General features: G+C 71.3%; 13 protein-coding genes and 3 pseudogenes. 6 read left to right on the forward strand and 10 right to left on the reverse strand.

Annotated elements, in window-relative coordinates:
- Nucleotides 1–6 precede the first annotated feature (6 nt).
- Entirely contained in the window at nt 7–1,569 is a 1,563-nt protein-coding gene (locus tag ACWD01_RS28510; protein ID WP_451165660.1) for an SDR family oxidoreductase, read from the forward strand.
- A 90-nt stretch (nt 1,570–1,659) separates the two neighbouring features.
- On the opposite strand, the gene ACWD01_RS28515 is transcribed toward ACWD01_RS28510, so the two are convergent.
- From ACWD01_RS28515 to ACWD01_RS28525, 3 genes are all read right to left on the reverse strand, one after another.
- A complete protein-coding gene (locus ACWD01_RS28515; RefSeq protein ID WP_451165661.1) occupies nt 1,660–2,445 on the reverse strand; it encodes an MBL fold metallo-hydrolase in 786 nt (261 codons plus the stop codon).
- 78 nt (nt 2,446–2,523) lie between these two features.
- Nucleotides 2,524–3,138 carry an HD domain-containing protein gene (locus ACWD01_RS28520; RefSeq protein WP_451165662.1) on the reverse strand — a complete coding sequence of 205 codons (615 nt, stop codon included), beginning with the start codon at nt 3,136–3,138 and terminating at the stop codon, nt 2,524–2,526.
- Nucleotides 3,135–4,187 (reverse strand): GlxA family transcriptional regulator, encoded by a 1,053-nt coding sequence (locus ACWD01_RS28525; RefSeq protein WP_451165663.1) that lies wholly within the window; start codon nt 4,185–4,187, stop codon nt 3,135–3,137. Before ACWD01_RS28525 ends, ACWD01_RS28520 begins: the two co-directional genes overlap by 4 nt.
- Before the next feature lie 125 nt (nt 4,188–4,312).
- On the opposite strand from ACWD01_RS28525, the gene ACWD01_RS28530 reads away from it, so the two are divergent.
- Complete coding sequence (locus ACWD01_RS28530) at nt 4,313–4,846, forward strand: hypothetical protein (protein WP_451165664.1); 534 nt, start codon at nt 4,313–4,315, stop codon at nt 4,844–4,846.
- Nucleotides 4,847–4,869: 23 nt separating this feature from the next.
- Here the strand turns inward: ACWD01_RS28530 and ACWD01_RS28535 are convergent, their stop codons facing one another.
- Nucleotides 4,870–5,661: an inositol monophosphatase family protein gene (locus ACWD01_RS28535; protein ID WP_451165665.1), complete on the reverse strand. Its 792-nt coding sequence runs from the start codon at nt 5,659–5,661 to the stop codon at nt 4,870–4,872.
- A 309-nt stretch (nt 5,662–5,970) separates the two neighbouring features.
- On the opposite strand from ACWD01_RS28535, the gene katG reads away from it, so the two are divergent.
- The gene (katG, locus tag ACWD01_RS28540) at nt 5,971–8,160 is read left to right on the forward strand and encodes a catalase/peroxidase HPI (protein WP_451165666.1); all 2,190 of its coding nucleotides are present in this window, start codon (nt 5,971–5,973) and stop codon (nt 8,158–8,160) included.
- Between the two features lie 65 nt (nt 8,161–8,225).
- On the opposite strand, the gene ACWD01_RS28545 is transcribed toward katG, so the two are convergent.
- From ACWD01_RS28545 to ACWD01_RS28555, 3 genes are all read right to left on the reverse strand, one after another.
- Nucleotides 8,226–9,041 carry a glycosyltransferase gene (locus ACWD01_RS28545; protein WP_451165667.1) on the reverse strand — a complete coding sequence of 272 codons (816 nt, stop codon included), beginning with the start codon at nt 9,039–9,041 and terminating at the stop codon, nt 8,226–8,228.
- 165 nt (nt 9,042–9,206) lie between these two features.
- Complete coding sequence (locus ACWD01_RS28550; protein WP_451165668.1) at nt 9,207–10,778, reverse strand: pectate lyase family protein; 1,572 nt, start codon at nt 10,776–10,778, stop codon at nt 9,207–9,209.
- A 671-nt stretch (nt 10,779–11,449) separates the two neighbouring features.
- Nucleotides 11,450–11,830 carry a GNAT family N-acetyltransferase gene (locus tag ACWD01_RS28555; RefSeq protein ID WP_451165669.1) on the reverse strand — a complete coding sequence of 127 codons (381 nt, stop codon included), beginning with the start codon at nt 11,828–11,830 and terminating at the stop codon, nt 11,450–11,452.
- A 502-nt stretch (nt 11,831–12,332) separates the two neighbouring features.
- Here ACWD01_RS28555 and ACWD01_RS28560 point away from each other — a divergent pair.
- Nucleotides 12,333–12,467 carry a hypothetical protein gene (locus ACWD01_RS28560; RefSeq protein WP_451165670.1) on the forward strand — a complete coding sequence of 45 codons (135 nt, stop codon included), beginning with the start codon at nt 12,333–12,335 and terminating at the stop codon, nt 12,465–12,467.
- 479 nt (nt 12,468–12,946) lie between these two features.
- Nucleotides 12,947–13,476 (forward strand): annotated as a pseudogene (locus ACWD01_RS28565) (hypothetical protein); the annotation flags it as partial.
- 477 nt (nt 13,477–13,953) lie between these two features.
- Here ACWD01_RS28565 and ACWD01_RS28570 read toward each other — a convergent pair.
- A complete protein-coding gene (locus tag ACWD01_RS28570) occupies nt 13,954–14,184 on the reverse strand; it encodes a hypothetical protein (RefSeq protein WP_451165671.1) in 231 nt (76 codons plus the stop codon).
- A gap of 136 nt (nt 14,185–14,320) precedes the next feature.
- Complete coding sequence (locus ACWD01_RS28575) at nt 14,321–14,785, reverse strand: SsgA family sporulation/cell division regulator (protein WP_451165672.1); 465 nt, start codon at nt 14,783–14,785, stop codon at nt 14,321–14,323.
- A gap of 26 nt (nt 14,786–14,811) precedes the next feature.
- On the opposite strand from ACWD01_RS28575, the pseudogene ACWD01_RS28580 reads away from it, so the two are divergent.
- Nucleotides 14,812–15,018 (forward strand): annotated as a pseudogene (locus tag ACWD01_RS28580) (DUF899 domain-containing protein); the annotation flags it as partial.
- 53 nt (nt 15,019–15,071) lie between these two features.
- Here ACWD01_RS28580 and ACWD01_RS28585 read toward each other — a convergent pair.
- Nucleotides 15,072–15,661: pseudogene (locus ACWD01_RS28585) on the reverse strand (Ku protein); the annotation flags it as partial.

Below are 15,661 nucleotides of genomic sequence, written 5' to 3' on the forward strand. Positions count from 1 at the left end.
CTGGACGTGGACACTGGCCGAACGTCGGACACCGAGGGGCTGCACTGTCTGGTGACCGGTGCGTCCGGATACATCGGCGGGCGGCTGGTGCCCGAACTGCTGGAGGCGGGCCACCGGGTGCGCTGCCTGGCCCGCACTCCGGGCAAGCTGCGCGATCACCCCTGGTCGGGCCGCGTCGAGGTGGTCGAGGGCGATGTCACCGACGCCGACTCGCTGACCGGCGCCATGCGCGGGATCGACGTCGCCTACTACCTGGTCCACGCACTCGGCAGCGGCTCGGGGTTCGAGGAGACCGACCGCCGGGCGGCCCGGGCCTTCGCCGAGAAGGCGCACGCCGCGGGGGTACGGCGGATCGTCTATCTGGGTGGGCTCACGCCACGGGGTGTTCCGCAGCGGTCACTGTCGCCGCATCTGCGCTCACGCGCCGAGGTCGGTCAGATCTTCGCCGACGCGGCGGTGCCCGCCACCGTACTGCGGGCCGCGGTCGTCATCGGCTCCGGCTCCGCGTCCTTCGAGATGCTGCGCTACCTGACAGAACGGCTGCCGGTCATGGTCACCCCCAGCTGGGTGCACACCCGCGTCCAGCCCGTCGCGGTCCGTGACGTGCTGCGGTATCTCGTCGGCTCGGCCACCATGCCGGACGACGTCGACCGGGCCTTCGACATCGGCGGACCGGACGTCCTGACCTACCGGGAGATGATGCGCCGGTACGCCGTCGTCGCAGGCCTGCGGCAGCGGCTGATCGTGCCCGTGCCGGTGCTGACTCCCCGTCTGTCCAGTCTCTGGGTCGGACTCGTCACGCCGGTGCCCGCTTCGCTCGCACGACCGCTGACGGAGTCACTGCGCCACGAGGTCGTCTGCCAGGAGCACGACATCGCCCGCTACGTGCCCGACTCCCCCGGCCGACCCCTTCCGTTCGACGAAGCCCTCGCCCTGGCGCTGCGGCGGGTACGCCAGGCACAGGTCGCCACCCGCTGGTCGTCGGCCGCGCTGCCCGGCGCGCCCAGCGACCCGCTGCCGACCGACCCCGACTGGGCCGGCGGCAGCCTCTACGAGGACGACCGGCAGCTGGCGGTCGAGGCGTCCCCCGAGGCTCTGTGGAAAGTGATCGAGGGCATCGGCGGGGACAACGGCTGGTACTCCTTTCCGCTCGCCTGGGCGGTCCGCGGCTGGCTGGACCGTTTCGTCGGCGGTGTGGGGCTGCGCCGCGGCCGCCGGGACGCCGAGCACCTGAGAGTCGGCGACTCGCTCGACTTCTGGCGGGTGGAGGAGATCGAGGCCGGGCATCTGCTGCGGTTGCGTGCGGAGATGCGGCTGCCCGGCCTCGCCTGGCTCGAGATGTACGCCGAGCACGACGTCGAGGGCCGCACCCGCTACCGCCAGCGGGCCCTGTTCCACCCCCGCGGCCTCCTCGGTCACGCCTACTGGTGGAGCGTCTCGCCGTTCCACGCCGTGGTGTTCGGCGGCATGGCGCGCAACATCACACAGGCCGCCGCCAAAGGGATGAGCGCCCACGGGAAGGACCCTCGCGACGAGCGCGAGTCGGCCCCCGGGGGGCGGTCCCGGTAGTCCATCCCCCGTGGCACCGGCCTGGCGTGAGCCCGGGCCATAGGCAGCGCCTCGGCCGGCCTGAACGCCCCCTCGCGCCGGCCGACGGTTTCAGCCCGCTCCGGTGGTGGGCTCCGTACGGGAACCCTCGTGCTCTGTTCGCCGGCGCAGACGGCCCTTGGCCGCAAGTCCGCGCAGTCGGCGTTCCTCCTTGTCCGCCCACCGGCGCACCCGGTCGGGGTCGAGCGCGGTGCCGTGGCCCACGTACAGGGTGGTCGGCTTCAGCGCGAGCATCTCGCGCAGGCTGGCCAGGTTGCGCAGGGGGTCGTCGTGGAAGGGCGGGTTGGCCGGCCTGCCGGTGATCAGACCCATGAAGGAGTTGGCCACCAGGTCGCCGGCGACGAGATCGCCCGCGTCGGTGAGGACGGACACCGAGCCGGCGGTGTGTCCCGGAGTGGGCATGATGCGGGCCTTGATCCCGTAGTCGTGCAGACTCGTCTCTCCCCTGATGAGGACATCGGGATCGACTCGCTCCACGGTGACGTGCACGGCCCTGCTTCTGTTCACGAGGCGTCCCATCGCCCCGGTCGGCAGGTACGGCCGGCGTGAGCGGCCGGAGTTGTACGGGCCGAGGTCGGCGACATGGCCCGCGACCGGCGCACCGGTGAGCCGGTGCAGTTCGGCCGCGGAGCCGAAGTGGTCGATGTGACCGTGCGTCAGGACGATCAGTGCGATGTCCCGGGGGTCCACTCCGTGCCGGGCGACCTGGTCGTAGATCCTGCGGCCGTTGCCCGGTGTCCCCGCGTCGACGACGACGGCGCGCCGGCCCAGCAGCAGGTAGGTGTTGATCGCGTGCTTGCCGAGGACGGGCATGGCAATGATCTTCGTGTGGGACATGGTTTCTCCAGAGTGCGGCCGGTGGAGCCCGGTCGCGTCGAGGATCGGCGAAGTGATCCGTCAGTCCCGGTGGTGCTCTCAGTCCTCGAACCGCGCCGCGGCGACCAGGTCAAGGAAACCGGCGTGCCGGATCAGGAGGGCGATCCGCGAGTCCGGCTTGGCGGCCGCCTGGCCGCGTACCGCCTCGGTCACGAACGCGGCGAACCCCTGGCGGGGGTGGAGTTCGAGCACCTCGGCGAGGAGGCCGGGCGGCAGTTGGTCCAGGCGCAACCCGATGACGTCCGCCGCTGCGCCCAGGTGGACCGCTGCCACTTCCGGCCGGGGGTCGTCGGCGGTGGTGAGCTCCAGGTGCAGGGCGATCGCGTCCCGGACCAGTCCGGCCAGATCGGGCCGCGCTCCTCGGGACAGCAGCTCCTGTTCGGCCAGCCGGGCGCCGTGCACCTCGAACGGGGTCCGGGGGTCGTCGTACGTCTCGGTCAGCGCCAGGTCGTGCAGGGCCGATGCGATGAACAGCGCCTCGGCGTCGAAGGCGCGCCGCTGTCCGTCGAGGAAAGCCGAGCCGAAACGGTAGGTGCGGTGGCAGTGGGCCACCAGCGTCGGAGGGCTCGCGGCGCACAGCAGCTGGTCGGCGGCGCGGGCGAGCGGCGAGTCGGGGAACGAGGTCAGCGGCATGGGACTCTCTCTGCGGGTCATGGTGCGGAAATCCCGTCGGGCAGCGGGAGAGGGCCGGCGGGAAACGCGCCGGCGGCGTCGGCGGCGGAAGGGGACCGGAAACGGCGCCGGTATTCGGCCGGAGTGGTGACGAGCCGCCGCCGGAAGGCCCGGTGCAGGGTCTCCACGGAGCCGAGTCCGCTCGCGGTCGCCACGTCGGGCAGAGCGCGGTCGGTCTCTTCCAGGAGGCGGCGCGCGGCCTCCACCCGGACCGCTTCGACGTACGCGGCGGGCGTGCTGCCGGTGCGCTGCCGGAACAGCCGGGCGAAGTGGCGCACGCTCAGATGCATCCGCTCGGCGAGTGCTTCGATCGACAGGTCATCGGCGAGATGGTCGGCGATCCACCGGCGCAGCTCGTCGATCCGGTCGCCCGACGGTGCGTGGGCCGAGAGCGGCACGCTGAACTGGCTCTGCCCTCCGGAGCGTTTCACATACATGACCATCAGACGCGCGGTGGCGAGCGCCACGGCCTGGCCGTGGTCCTCCGCGACCATGGCCAGGGCCATGTCCATCCCGGAGGTGACACCCGCGCAGGTCCACACCTGCCCGGCCCGGATGAAGATCGGATCCGGGTCGACGGCGACCCGCGGGTGGTCGGCGGCGAGCCGCTCGGCGGTGAGCCAGTGCGTGGTGGCGGACAGCCCGTCCAGAAGCCCCGCCGCGGCCAGCACATGCGCACCCACGCAGACCGAGGCGGTCCGGCGGGCCCGGGGAGCCGCCGTACGCAGCCACTCGACGACGGCGGCGTCGACGACCGGTTCTACGCCGCGGCCGACCAGGTTGATCGCACCCGCCACGAGCAGGGTGTCCACCTGCCCGCCCATGTCCGCGAGGGCCACGTCGGCGACCAGCCGGACCCCGCTGGAGGTGGGCAGTTCGCCTGCCCGGGGCGCCGCGATCTCCACCCGGTAGCCGGCACGGTCAGCGCCGGCGACGCCAGAGGCGACGGAGAAGACCTCGGCCGGACCGGTGACGTCGAGGAGTTCCACTCCGGGAAAGGCGACGATGACGACTCTGCGTGGTACGGGCATGCCGCCATCGTGGTCGGCGTGCCTCGCGGCCGCAATGACCTGTTTCTGTCACATCCGGCCACGGGATGGCACTGCCCGAAGGTCATGGCTGCCCGGGTGTCAGTGCCGCTTCATACGATCACTCCATGTCTGATGCCTTCACCGTCCTGTGGACCCATGACACCTGCCGTGCCCTGCGCAGGACGAGCCGCGTGGGCGAGCGGCCGCCGGTCGCCTTCAGCGGCGTGCATTCGTCCCTGCCCGCCTGGTCGGGTGCACGTGCCGGGGACGAGGTGTACGCCCTGCACGTCAACCGGTTCGTCGTGTACGTGGTGAGCCGGATGCGGGTGGTCGACATGGAGCGGCGCGACTGCTGCGGCACCGCGCCCAAGACGTGGGAGGACCCGGCGTTTCCCGGGCACGGCGACTGGTCGATGCTCGGCGCCGACGGCTGCGGCGCCACGCCCGTACACGTGGACGCGACGCCCGTACGCTTCGACACGCCGATACCCGGCGACCTGCTGCCGGGGCTGACCTGGCGAAACCGCCGGGGCCAGACCCGCGGGCTGAAATACGTGGTGGACGGCCGTCTCGAACGCTCGATCAGCCTCCAGGGGTTCTACCGCCTGACCCCCGAGTCCGCCGCCGAGTTGGCGGCGGTCGTCGGCAGCGGCGGGTGACCGGCGGCGACCCCGTGCCGGCTTCAGCCTCGGATCGCCGACATCAGCAGCTCGTGGGTTTCACCGTCGGCGGCCACGACGAGTCCGCGGCCCGACCGGCCGGCCGGGGTCCCGTCGATCCCGGTGACCACGCATCCGGCGGCGCGGCACAGGGCGATGCCGGCGGCGAAATGGACGCTTCCTGACAGGTCGCCGCCGTCGGTGACGTATGCGGCGCGCTTGCCGGCGGCGACCCAGGCCAGCGCCAGCGTCGTGGACACGACCCGCGGCCGGAAGGATGCGGCGAACTCGGGCCGGGCCAGCAGGTCCACGGCCCGGAAGCCGGGGGCGCTCGGGAACGGCGGGTCCAGGTTGACGTCCACGAGCCGCGTGACGGGCGTGGGCGCCAGCCGGGTGTCGGCACCGTCGTACCGCACCCGGGCACTCTCGCCGTCGGTGAAGAAGATCTCGCCGCTGAACGGGTCGGCCACCGCGGCCGCCCCGTCGCGCAGCGCCACGTTGACGGCCACCAGCATGTTGCCAACCGCGTAGTTCAGCGTGCCGCACAGGGGATCGACCAACCACTGGCGCGCGGTGTCCGTGGCGCCCTGCTGACCGCCCTCTTCGCCGAGGACGGCGTCGTCGGGCCGGGCGGCCCGGATGACGCCGAGGATCGCCTTCTCGGCCTCCACGTCGGCCTCGGTGGCGAAGTCCCCGGCCCCTTTGTCGATACGGGCGAGCCGCCGGCCGTACAGGCCGCGCACCACGTCCGCGCCGGCCCGTGCCGCCGCTGTCGCGACCTGGACGTCGTCGAGGCCATCATATGAGTTGTCCATGCCATGCAGGATATCGGCGGCAACACGTCCATGGCGCGCGCCGGAGGCCGGGGATGCGCCACCTCGATCCCTTTCCTATTTTCATTTCGGTGTCCGATGAACCGGGCCCAAAGGACTCTGGACGTCGAGAGCTTGATAGGCGGGGGCGCTCTGCGTGTTCTCTTAGCGATGCGGTGCGCGGTGCGCGACCATACGAATGCCGGCACAGGCTCGATCATCGGCGTCGTAGTTGAGGAAAGGTTCTCGCCGGCCGCAGGCCCGCAAGCAGCCCGCAGAAGCAGAACACCGAGACAGGAAAGAAGGACGGACGTGTCCGGCAGCGAAAGCGAGAACCCAGTAATCCCCTCCCCGACTCCCACGGCGACCCGGCCGCGGACGAATCGGGACTGGTGGCCGAACCAGCTGGACCTGCAGGTTCTGCATCAGCACTCGCCCCGGTCCAATCCGATGGACGAGGACTTCGACTACGCGGCGGAGTTCGCGAATCTGGACGTCGAGGCGCTGAAGCAGGACATCTTCGACATGATGACGAACTCGCAGGAATGGTGGCCTGCCGACTACGGACATTACGGGCCGCTCTTCATCCGGATGAGCTGGCACGCTGCGGGCACGTACCGCATCGCCGACGGCCGCGGCGGTGGCGGCTCCGGCGCCCAGCGATTCGCGCCCCTCAACAGCTGGCCGGACAACGCGAGTCTCGACAAGGCGCGCCGGCTGCTCTGGCCGCTCAAGCAGAAGTACGGGCGGCAGATCTCCTGGGCCGACCTGCTGGTGTTCACCGGTAACTGCGCCATGGAATCGATGGGGTTCAAGACGTTCGGATTCGGATTCGGGCGGGAGGACATCTGGGAGCCCGAGGAGATCTTCTGGGGGCCCGAGGACACCTGGCTCGGCGACGAGCGCTACAGCGGTGACCGGGAACTCGCCGCTCCTTTCGGCGCCGTGCAGATGGGACTCATCTACGTCAATCCGGAGGGGCCCAACGGCAACCCGGATCCGAGGGCCGCCGCCAGGGACATCCGCGAGACCTTCGCGCGGATGGCGATGAACGACGAGGAGACGGCCGCGCTCATCGTCGGCGGCCACACGTTCGGCAAGTGCCACGGCGCCGTCGACCCCTCGTACATCGGTCCGGAACCCGAGGCCGCCCCCGTCGAGCAGCAGGGGATCGGCTGGCGGAACACCTACGGCAGCGGCAAGGGCTCCGACGCGCTCACCAGTGGGCTGGAGGGCGCGTGGACGTCAGAGCCGACGAGGTGGAACAACGAGTATCTGGACAATCTCTACAAGTACGACTGGGAGTTGACGACGAGTCCCGCCGGCGCGCAGCAGTGGACTCCCACGGATCCGGCGGCCCAGGGCACCGTGCCCGATGCCCATGATCCCTCGAAGTCGCACGCTCCGATGATGCTGACGACGGACCTCGCGCTGAAGGTGGATCCGGTCTACGGCCCGATCACGAAGAGGTTCCGCGAGAACCCGGACCTGCTCGCGGACGCGTTCGCGAAGGCGTGGTACAAACTGCTGCACCGCGACATGGGGCCCGTATCGCGCTATCTCGGCCCGTGGGTTCCCGAGCCCCAGCTGTGGCAGGACCCGGTCCCCGAGGTCGATCACGAGCTGGTCGTGGACGCGGACGTCGCGGCCCTCAAGGAGCGGGTCCTCGCCTCGGGGCTGTCCGTCTCCCAATTGGTCGCCACCGCTTGGGCGTCCGCGGCGACCTTCCGCGGCACCGACAAGCGCGGCGGGGCCAACGGGGCACGGATTCGGCTCGCTCCGCAGAAGGACTGGGAGGTCAACGACCAGCCCGAGGTGGCCGAGGTGCTGCGGACCCTCGAGCAGGTCCGGGAGGACTTCAACCGCTCGCAGACCGGCGGAAAGAAGATCTCGCTCGCCGACCTGATCGTCCTGGGCGGCTGCGCGGCCGTCGAGCAGGCCGCCAAGAACGCCGGCCACGACATCACCGTCCCGTTCGCGCCGGGGCGCACCGACGCCTCGCAGGAGCAGACCGACGCGGACACGTTCTCCGTCCTCGAACCGAAGGCGGACGGCTTCCGCAACTACCTGCGGGCGGGCGAGAAGCTGTCGCCGGAGACGCTCCTGCTGGACCGCGCCAACCTGCTGACGCTGACCGCTCCCGAGATGACGGTGCTGATCGGCGGTATGCGGGCCCTGAACACCGGCTTCCGGCAATCTCCGCACGGTGTCTTCACCTCCCGGCCGGAGACGCTGACCACCGACTTCTTCACGAACCTGCTCGACATGGGGACCGAGTGGAAGGCGTCGACCTCGGACGAGAACGTGTTCGAGGGCCGGGATCGTGCCACGGGCGACGTCAAATGGACCGCCACCGCCGTCGACCTGGTCTTCGGTGCGGACTCCCAGCTGCGAGCCGTGTCCGAGGTCTACGCGGCCCAGGACGGCGGAGAGAAGTTCGTACGCGACTTCGTGACGGCGTGGGACAAGGTGATGAACCTCGACCGCTTCGACCTCGCCTGACCCGATGGCCCCGATGTCCCGGCCGGCGAGCGGCCGGCCGGGACGTGCCCGGGGATGCGGCCCGGCTACCCCGGTGTTCCGCCCGCGCCTCGTTCGTACCGTTCCAGCGCGGCCAGTACCGGCGTCGTCGCGTCCTCCTGCCGGAGTTTCGCGGCGACTTCGGCGGCCCGCAGCCGGTACTCGGGGCGGCCGACGGCCGCGGTCAGTGCGTCGGCCAGGACCTCGGGACCGGTGAGCTGCCGCAGCGGCACCGCTCCGGGCGACACCCCCAGCGCCGTGAGCCGTGACGCCCAGAACGGCCGGCCCCGGGCACGGCGGCGGCCGCCGGCACGGTCACGGGCGACGCCGAGCTCGCCCCGCAGCATCCGGGCGGATTCGGCGAACGCGGCGTCCAGCGCCGCGCCGACCAGCCGTCCGGCCACGCGGTTCCCCGCCGGGCCCCAGGGTCGCGCGCCGAGGACGGAGGGCGGGAACGCGCCCGTCGGCGCGATGGGCTGCAGATATACGCCGCGGCTCGGCAGGCCCAGTCCGTCGGCGACGACCCGGCCCAGCGGAGCCACCGACGCCGACAGCAGCAGGACGTCGCTCTCCCGCGCCACCTCCAGCATTCCGTGCGCCATCCGGCGCATCACGCGGCGGGCCATGGTGAGGAGCCGTGCCAGCTTCGCGGGTCCGCTTCTGCTGCGCAGCAGCCGTCGCCCGTGCTCCGTGAGCAACTCGGCCCGGGGATCGACGGGCAGCCCGTGGAAGCCGAGGCCGGCGCGGCCCACGAGTGCGGCGAAGGACTCGTGGGTCACGAGCGTGACCTCGTGCCCCGCACGCGCCAGCTCGTGCCCCAGGCCGGTGAACGGCGCGACGTCGCCTCGGGAACCTGCTGTCATCACTGATACACGCATCGTGACCACTACAGCAGCTCAAGTCGGCGGCCGGGGTGCGGCGTACGGGACGAGGGCCGCCGCGTCGCCGCGGCGGCCCGGTCCTGACCGGAGACGTGACCGGAGACGTGACCGGAGACCTGACCGGAGATCAGGGCACGCGGCTCGGGGTCAGCCGGCGTAGGTCTCGAACTCGGCGATCCGCGGCGTGCCCGTCGAGCCGGTGATCTCGAAGGTGATCTTCCGCAACGAGGTCCGGGGGACGTCGATGACGCCCGCGCCGGTGCCGGAGGTCAGTACGGCTCCGGTGTCGTGGTTGACGACCCGCCAGGACCTGATGGCGCCCACGGAGCCGGCTGCCTCCCGGATGTTGATCGCAGACACCGTGGTGTCGGAGCCCCACTTGATCGACACGGAACCGGTCGAGCCGGTCGGCGACCAGTACGTGCCCATGTCACCGTCGCGCACGTTGCCGTAGCTCGTCCCGTCGGCCTTGCTGCTGCCGTCGGAGCCGGCGCCGATGCTCAGGTTGGTGCCGGTGGGCGGGGTCGGGTCAGTGGGGTCCGGCGTGGGGTCGGTCGGATCCGGCGTCGGGTCCGTCGGGTCGGGCGTGGGGTCCGTCGGGTCCGGCGTCTGCGGGGTGCAGTTGCCGTCGGAGACGCGCAGTCCCTTGTTGGCGCCCGCAGTCTGGCTCACGACGCCCGGCACGCAGCCGGCCGCGTCGAGGCTGAAGGAGTACGGGATGCTCACGGTGGTGTTGGACTTCGGGTCCGGGCCGGCGGGGTTGTTGTCGCCGCTACGGCTGGACCAGGTCACGTTGTCGAAGATGTTGCCGCTGACCTGCCAGTAGCCGGCCGCGTCGGTGTAGAAGGTGCCGAGGACGTCCTTGGAGTCCTCGAAGTAGTTGTTGTCCACCTTGGCCTTGGCACCGGCGCGGGAGTTGATGCCGGACGAGTTGAGGCTCTTGTAGTGGTTGTTGTACATGTGGCCGATACCGCCGCGCAGCAGGGGCGCACGGGAGTCGATGTTCTCGTACAGGTTGTGGTGGTAGGTGACGTAGCCGTTCGAGAGGTCGCTCTCGCTGGATCCGACGAGGCCGCCGCGGCCGGAGTTGCGCAGGATGCTGTAGGACAGCGTCACGTACTGGGTGTTGTTCTTCATGTCGAAGAGACCGTCGTAGCCCTCCGACTCGCCGCCCGACGCCTCGAGCGTGGTGTGGTCGACCCAGACGTTGCGGACGCCGCTCTCCATGCCGATGGCGTCGCCGCCGTTGGAGGTGGGCGAGCCCGACTTCTTGACGTTCCGCACGGTCACGTTCTGGATGATGATGTTGCGGGCCTCGCGGATGTGGATGCCCACCTGGTCGAAGACGGCTCCGCTGCCGACGCCGACGAGGGTGACGTTGCTGATCTGCTTGAGCTCGATCACGCCGTCGGCGGTGTTGCAACTGCCGCCCGACACCTTGCTGGTGTTGCCGTGGTTGATGGTGCCCTCGACCTGGATGGTGATCGGGGTGCTGCTGCTGGCCCGGTTGCACAGGGCCGCGTGGATCGCGGTCCCCGTGGTGGCCCGCACCGTCTGGCCGCCCGCACCGCCGGTGGTTCCGCCGTTCTGGGTGGCGTAGCCGGTGGCGCCGGCGGCCGCGGCCGACGCCTCGGGCATCGCCAGGGCCACACCGGCCGCGGCCGCGACGGCCCCTGTGGCCAGTACCGCGGAGAGTCGTAGTGCGACTGGATGTTTCATGCTCGTCTCGCCTTTCGTCTTCGTGGGGTTGTTCCGCTGTCTGCCGTGACGTCCCGGTGGCCCTGGCGGCTGCCGAACTCCCGTGGGGCGGGCGAATGTTGCCGTGGGGCTTCCGGGCTGCTGCGGGTGGTCACTTCCGCTGTGGACCGGCTCGGTGGTTCGCCGTGGCCCCGGGTCTTCGAGGCCGTCGGCGGTCCCTCAGAACCTCGAGGACCTCAGGGTCGGCAGGTGGGCGGGGCCGCAGGTCCCACTGCTGACCTGCGGGCCGCCGGGCTTTCTCCCCCTTCGTCGTCACAGCGGTTCGGCCGGGCGGGCGGTCCTCACGGGCTCAACGACGTTCTGCTTGTTGAACTCTGTTCTCGTATGAGAACCGTGAGAACGGCACGCCGCGACTGACGGTCGGTCAATCCGCGAACCGTTTCAGCCGGATCTCCGGATGGACCCGCTGATGGCGAGACCCAGAGTGGCGTCGAGATGTGGGCATGTCAATGATTCGCGCAAGCGCTTTCCATGTCGCCGACTCAGAGCTTTGGTTCCGCCTGTTGAACGATCACGTAGCCGTCCGGCAGCTTGAAGCACCGCGGGACGCCGGGCCCGGGGAGGCGCCCGGGCCCATTGCCGCGTGTGCCCTGTGCGCTGTGTGCGCCGCGTGTGCCGTCAGCCGGTCGGCGTCACTGCCCGCGTGCCGGCTGGTTGGCGATCAGCAGGGTGGTGCCGGCCACGCGGAATCCGAGGCGGGCGTAAATACGGGCCACCGCCTCCTCTGCGTAGGCCAGGAAGACCATGCGGACACCGTGTTCGCGGGCGTGGGCGACCAAGGCCGTCATGACGGCGGCGCCGAGACCCTGACGGCTGGCGGTGGGCAGGGTGGCGATCCCCCCGATCTCGGTGGCACCGTCGGCCGGGTGGTAGTGGCCGGCGGCCGGCGGAGTGCCGTCCGCGGCGAAGGCGGCGACCAGCGTCTTGTGGCCGGCGCGCAGTGACGGGCCCCCGCCGCAAGCCGACCCGCACGACACACCGGGCCCCGCCGGGACACGAGGCTCGGCGGGCACCGGCCAGAAAGCACGCTCTCCCACCCCGGCAGAAGCGGGAGAGCTCCCCACAGCGCGACAGCTCGCGGCGGCGGCCGGACCTCCGCCCAGAACACCCCGGTCGACCCGCACACCCGGGAGCGCGGCGTGGCGGGTCCGCATGAGGAGGACACGCCACCGCACCTAAGCCGTAGCCCCGGACCGCGTTCCCCGCGGACTGCCCTTCCGGTCGGCCACGACACCGCAGGACGCCTTCGACGCGCTCTACACGTGTGCCGCACCAGGTCTGATCCACCAGATCCGCCTGCTCACCGGGCGCCGCGGGTTCGCGTTCGAGGCCGTCGAGCACGCCTTCCACCATGCCTGGGAACACTGGCCGGAGGTCGCGGTCGACGCCGACCCTGTCGGCTGGGTGCGGGCCCGGGCGTACGACTACGCCCTGTCCCCGTGGCACGGATTCCGCCCTGCGTTCAGACGTCCCGAGCCCAGGCCGGCCGAGCCGATTCCGCAGGCGCTTCTCGACATGCCGGGGACGTACAGCCGCGTCGCCCTGCTCTGCGACGGCCTCGGGCTCAGCGTCTCCCAGGCAGCCGTCGAAACCGAGGGCAGCACCGCGGCCACCAGGAGCCGGCTCTGGAAGACGATCCCGAGGCGCTGAGAGAGCGGCTGAGCACCCTGGTGACCAGGTCTCCATCGCGACGCTCCCCAGCGCCGGTTCCACCCGGGCCGGCAGCGAACGACGCATCCGCATCCTCACCCGCAGCGTCTGTGGGCTGCTCGCGGCCCTCGTCACCGCCGCCACGCTCGCGACGGTCACCGCGCCCGCAGGACACGAACCCGACCGACCAGGCGGCCGGGCCGTCAACAGCCCTCCTCCGCGCGCCGACGCCGAGCAGGCGCCCGCCCGACGACACGAACCCGCTGCGCAGGCGGGTTCCGCACGCCGATAAGCCGCGCCGATCACACCATCGGAAACCTGTCTTCGACACCCCATCGCGAAACTCATGAAGCTGCTCCCGCAGTGCGATCCGGAATGTCGACAGAGGCGGGGCCAGATCATGAACAGCATCGAGGACCCGAGCGACGACCTGTCCGTCACCGCGTCCAAGACCTGGGCGACGGGTCTGCCCGCGGTGGTCGCCGGGCACCGTGCTCGACCACGGCTTCATCGACGGATTCACCGCCTGCTTCGAGGAGTTCGCCGCGCAGGCCGCCAAGACCTCCTGGGACGACGTGCTCACCGCGACCGGTCTGTCCCGCGAGGAGATCGAGCGCGTGCACGCCCAGGTCATGGAGAGCGGGAGCGTCATCGTGTGCTGGCGATGGGCCTGACCCAGCACAAGCACGGGGTCCCCACCATCCGTGAGATCGTCAACTTCCTGCTGCTGCGCGGCAACATCGGCCGGCCGGGCGCGCGCGTGTGTCCGGTGCGCGGCCACAGCAACGTCCAGGACGACCGCACGATGGGAGTGTGGGAGCGGATGCCGCAGGCGTTCCTCGACTCCCTGGGGCGCGAGTTCGGCTTCACCCCGCCCGCCCGTCACGGTCTGGACGCGGTGAACGGCATCCGCGCCATGCACGAGGGCCGCGCCAAGGTCTTCCTCGGCGTCGCCGGCAACTTCGTACGGGCAACGCCCGACAGTGCGGTCACCGAGGAGGCGATGCGCGGGCTCACCGCGCCGCTGGTGGAAGCTGCCCGTACGGTTCCGGTCGGGCTGGTGGTCACGGCCCGGGAACCGGGCTCGGTCGTGGCCCGCGCCCTGACGGAGATCGCCCGGCACACCGACGTCGCCGCCGCTCTCGAACGCCTGCCGGAGACACCGGACCGCGCTGACACGGGACCGCGCCGGACACCGGCCGGGCCGTCCGCCGTCCCGTACCTGCCGCGACGATAGGGTCCGTCCATGAGCCGGCAGCCTCCACAGAAGCAAGAGCACGCTTCCGAGATCACGCGTACCGAGTGCACGCAGTGCGGTACGGAGATCTACGGCGTTGACGGCCGTTACGCCTGCCCGCACTGCGGGTGGGTGAACCACTGGAGCGAGGGACACTCCCAGCTCCCGCGGGCGCGCGACGACGCCGACCGGCCCGGACGCAGGTAGCGGCCGGCCTGCTCCCGGCCCGGAACCGTGCCGGGGGGCAGGTCAAGTGCTGCCGTTCAGGTCCCTTCGCCGGGAGGCGAGCGCGCCGGCCGCGGCCTGCGGGGCGAGCACGATCCCGAACTCCGCGAGGGCGATGTCCCGGACGTCGTCCGCCGTCGCGTCCGGGTCCTGCCTGAGCGCGATGTCGGCGGCGCCGAGCGCGAGGTGCCGGGTCCGGTCGGCCGCCCTGGGATCACGCAGGGCGGACAGGACACTTCTCCAGAGGGTGGACATCGGTCCGCACACCCTTCTCGACCGGGCCGCCGTACACCCGGCCCGGTTCGTCGACGTCGTTCGAGGTGGTCGCCGCCCTGCCACGGCGGTCGCTCCGGACGGGTGCCGTGCCGTGTCCGCCGGTGCGTGCCGCCGGTCAGACCGGCGGGTCCTGGCCCAGGAGTTGCTCGATGAGCGCGTCCATGTCGAGGTATTCGCTCTCCCGCCCCGGAGGGACGATGCGCTCGCTCCAGCGCAGGAATGCCTCCACGTCCGACGCCTGGGCCCGCAGCAGCGCGTCCCCGGTTCCGGTGCCGCGGTCCGCGAGTAGGAGGTAGACGCTGTCCGCGTCGCTGCCGGGATAGACCAGCACGTCGCCCGCGCCGGCCCGGCGCTTCGTGCCGGTGGTGAGCAGCTCACGGGAGAGGGCCCAGGTGACCGGCGTCTTCGCGTCGGTGTGGCTGTCCAGGTAGACCGTGTACGGGTCGTCGGCCGAGTACGCCAGGCAGGCCCGGACGGGAACGGTCCGGTCGGCGGTGATCGCGTGCAGCAGCAGATGCGTGGTGCACAGCCACGCGGTCGAGCGCTGCGACGGGACGAACGTGGGCTCGTCGTGGGTCATCCGCGCGCCCCCGGACCGCAATGTGCGCGTGGGATGACAACCCGGAGGGCCGGCCCGTGCTCGGCGCTGTCCGCGAGGGGTATCCGTCCGAGGGCGGCCAGGCCTGCTGGTACTGGCGCTCTGACACCGACGGCGTCGCCACCTGGGGCCCGACGAGCCGGCCGGTGCCGCAGTGGACCCGTCCCGGCGCGGCCCCCGTGGAGACGCTGGGCCGCCACGGCCACCACCACTGACGCGGCCTCGCCGACGCGTCGGGTGCCGGGGGCAGGGGCGGGACCTCGCCCGGCTAGGAGGCGCGGGAACCGCGCCGGGCGGCGGTCTTCTTCTCTGCGGTCTTCTTGGCGCTCGCCGTCTTGGCGCCCGACTTCTTGGCGGCGGTCTTCTTGGCCGAGGTCTTTTCGGCTGTTTCCTTCTTGGCCGTTTCCTTCTTCGCGGTGGCCTTCTTCGCTGGCGCCTTCTTGGCCGCCTTCTTCTTCGGCTGCGGCATCTCGTGCACCGTCGCGTGCTCGTCCTCGCCGCGCGACTCGCGGGCCTTCGCGACGGAGGCGTTGAGCGCGGCCATCAGGTCGACGACCTGACCGCCCGGCTCCGCCTCCTCCTCGGCGGCCGGCGGCTCCCTGCCCTCGGCCTTGGCGGCGATCACTTCCTGGACCGCCTCGCGGTAGTGGTCGGTGTACTGAGAGATGTCCTCCTCCCTCATCGCGTCCATGAGCGCCATGGCCCCGTCGACCTCCGAGTCCTCGATGTCCACGGCGGGCGGCGCCAGCGAGGCCGGGGACCTGATCTCGTCCGGCCAGTGCATCGAGTGCAGCACCAGGGCGTCCTCCTTGACCCGCAGCAGGCCCAGGCGCTCGCGGCCGCGGAGCGCGAACTTCG

The sequence above is a fragment of the Streptomyces sp. NPDC002835 genome, assembly GCF_053591995.1.

Bases quoted from the DNA above. Each gene is read 5' to 3' on its own strand.
- ACWD01_RS28515 (WP_451165661.1), bottom strand. From the start codon at position 2,445: ATGTCCCACACGAAGATCATTGCCATGCCCGTCCTCGGCAAGCACGCG.
- ACWD01_RS28520 (WP_451165662.1), bottom strand. From the start codon at position 3,138: ATGACCCGCAGAGAGAGTCCCATGCCGCTGACCTCGTTCCCCGACTCG.
- ACWD01_RS28525 (WP_451165663.1), bottom strand. From the start codon at position 4,187: ATGCCCGTACCACGCAGAGTCGTCATCGTCGCCTTTCCCGGAGTGGAA.
- ACWD01_RS28530 (WP_451165664.1), top strand. From the start codon at position 4,313: ATGTCTGATGCCTTCACCGTCCTGTGGACCCATGACACCTGCCGTGCC.
- ACWD01_RS28535 (WP_451165665.1), bottom strand. From the start codon at position 5,661: ATGGACAACTCATATGATGGCCTCGACGACGTCCAGGTCGCGACAGCG.
- ACWD01_RS28545 (WP_451165667.1), bottom strand. From the start codon at position 9,041: ATGACAGCAGGTTCCCGAGGCGACGTCGCGCCGTTCACCGGCCTGGGG.
- ACWD01_RS28550 (WP_451165668.1), bottom strand. From the start codon at position 10,778: ATGAAACATCCAGTCGCACTACGACTCTCCGCGGTACTGGCCACAGGG.
- ACWD01_RS28560 (WP_451165670.1), top strand. From the start codon at position 12,333: ATGCCGGGGACGTACAGCCGCGTCGCCCTGCTCTGCGACGGCCTCGGG.
- ACWD01_RS28570 (WP_451165671.1), bottom strand. From the start codon at position 14,184: ATGTCCACCCTCTGGAGAAGTGTCCTGTCCGCCCTGCGTGATCCCAGG.
- ACWD01_RS28575 (WP_451165672.1), bottom strand. From the start codon at position 14,785: ATGACCCACGACGAGCCCACGTTCGTCCCGTCGCAGCGCTCGACCGCG.